The organism is Sandarakinorhabdus sp. (genome assembly GCF_031422795.1).
Lineage (GTDB): Bacteria > Pseudomonadota > Alphaproteobacteria > Sphingomonadales > Sphingomonadaceae > Sandarakinorhabdus.
Map to the genome: position 1 here is coordinate 1 of NZ_JANPML010000377.1, position 2,120 is coordinate 2,120.

Here is a 2,120-nt window from a genome sequence, read left to right on the forward strand (position 1 = left end):
GTGCGCTGCTTGAGGATGCGGTAGCTGCTGTTGTTGAACACGATGGTGATCACCGGCAGCTTGTAATGCGCGCAGGTCCACAGCGCGGCGGCGGAATACATCAGGCTGCCATCGCCGGTCAGCGCCACCACCGGGCGGCCGGGGTTGGCCAATTGTATGGCAGCGGCCTGGGGCAGGGCGACACCGATGCCGCCGCCGCTCATGCCGATCCATGAATCGGGACGCGTGTCCGGCAGCAACTGGCGCACCGTGTTCATGCCGGACGACAGCAGTTCCTCGATGATGATGGCATCATCGGGCATGACCTCGCCCAGCCGCTTCAGCACGGCCATCGGGTCCATCGGGCTGGCGTCCATCGCGGCTTCGGCCTTGGCGAACAGGACAGCCTTGGCTTCGGCGATCCTTGCTTCCACGCCGGCCCGGCGGCCAGCACCGCAGCCCTGCACCAGCGCGGTCAGTTCCGGCAGTGTCGCCTTGGGGCAGCCCAGAATGGCAGCGGTGGCGGCGAAATTCTTGCCGATCTGCCATGGTTCATCATCCAGATGCACGACCTTGGTGCCGGGCGCGAGCGCCTCCACGCCGGTGGCCTGGCTTTGCGTCAGCAGGTCAGCGCCGATGGAAATCAGCAGATCATGGTTCTGCATGACGCTGCGCAGCGCCGGGGTCATGCGCGGCACGGTGCCGGCATAAAGCGGATGGTTTGACGGGAAAGCGGCGCGGTTGGCCATGCCCTCCATGTAGACCGGCGCACCCACCGCCTCGGCAAAGGCCACGATTTCGGCAAAGGCGTCGCGGTTGGCCACGCAATCGCCGGCGAAGATCACTGGGGTTTCGGCGGCGCTGATCAAAGCGGCGGCCTTGGCGATTTCATTCGCATCCCCGCGCAGGGCGGCGCCGATGCGGGTCGACTCGCCAATGTCGAGGCTGTCAGGCGCGATGGCGGTCAACACGTCGCCGGGAATGGACAGGAACACCGGGCCGGTCGGCGCCGTCAGTGCCACCTTGGCCGCCCGGCGCACGGCGCGCGGCAGTTCCTCGATGCTGTTCACTTCGAACGACCATTTGCACAACGGCCGGGCCATGGTGGCCAGATCGTCCCACAACAGCGGCTCGGTCAGGCGGATGCTCATGTCTTGCTGGCCAGCGGTGACCAGGATGGGCGCGCCAGCCTTGGCGGCGTTGTAGAGCATGCCCATGGCGTTCCCCAGGCCCGGCGCGGCGTGGAGGTTGCACACCGCGAGCTTGCCCGTGGCCTGCGCCCAGCCATCGGCCATGCCCATCACCACCACTTCGTTGAGGCCGAGCACATAGCGCAGCCGATCTTCCACCACGAAGGCATCCAGCAGCGGCAATTCAGTGGTGCCGGGGTTGCCGAAGATGATCTCCACGCCCTCGGAATGGAGGATGTCGAGAAACAGATGCTTGCCGGCGCGCCCGGTATCCTTGCCGTTGCTCATGGAATTATCTCGTCTTCGGTAACCGGCGGCAGGCGGAACGAGCCATCAAGCAGCGGCGCGCCTGGCAGATAGGCCCGGAACATCAGTATGAAATTGCCCTTGGGTGCGGGCAGCCAGTTTACCACCCGCTCGCCGCTGGGCTTGCCCGCCTGCACGAACAATTCGATGCTGCCATCGCGTTCGGGGCGCAGATGCTGTGACCGGTCGCCCACGGCGAAGCGGTTCAGATCGTTGGGAACGAAGAACAGCCGGCCATCGGGGGTCTGTTCATACAAGGTGAGCGACCAGAAACCGCCCACCGGCACATTGGCCGGGATCTTCACCCGCCAGCTCTTGTCGCCGGTCAGCGGCCGGCCTTGGCCATCCTTGGTGGCCGAAACATAGACCGCCTCGATACGCGGCAGCGCCGCCAGGCCGCCGAGCGCGACGCGGGCGCGCAGATCATCATCCTCGCCATACAGCGCCATGTTGAACGGCGGATAGGCCCAGCCATCGATGCCTTCACCACCCGCCAGCCCCATGCGCAATTCGTGGATCAGCGCCGGCAGGCTGTCGTTCCACAGTTTCTGCTGTTCGGGCGTCAGCGTTTCCCACGCCTTGCCAAGGCCCTGATCGGCAAATTGTGCGGCCCGATTGGTAAGCAGTGCATCGCCAGAGCGTTCG

2 protein-coding genes are annotated in these 2,120 nt (G+C 65.6%); both read right to left on the reverse strand.

All coding sequences use genetic code 11. The annotated features are described in order from the left end of the window. On the reverse strand, positions 1-1,457 hold a 1,457-nt coding region (locus RMO81_RS13145), incomplete at its 3' end, for a thiamine pyrophosphate-binding protein (RefSeq protein ID WP_310476345.1). Then, a partial coding sequence (locus RMO81_RS13150; protein WP_310476346.1) for a DUF1214 domain-containing protein occupies positions 1,454-2,120 on the reverse strand: 667 nt, incomplete at its 5' end. The genes RMO81_RS13150 and RMO81_RS13145, both read right to left, overlap by 4 nt.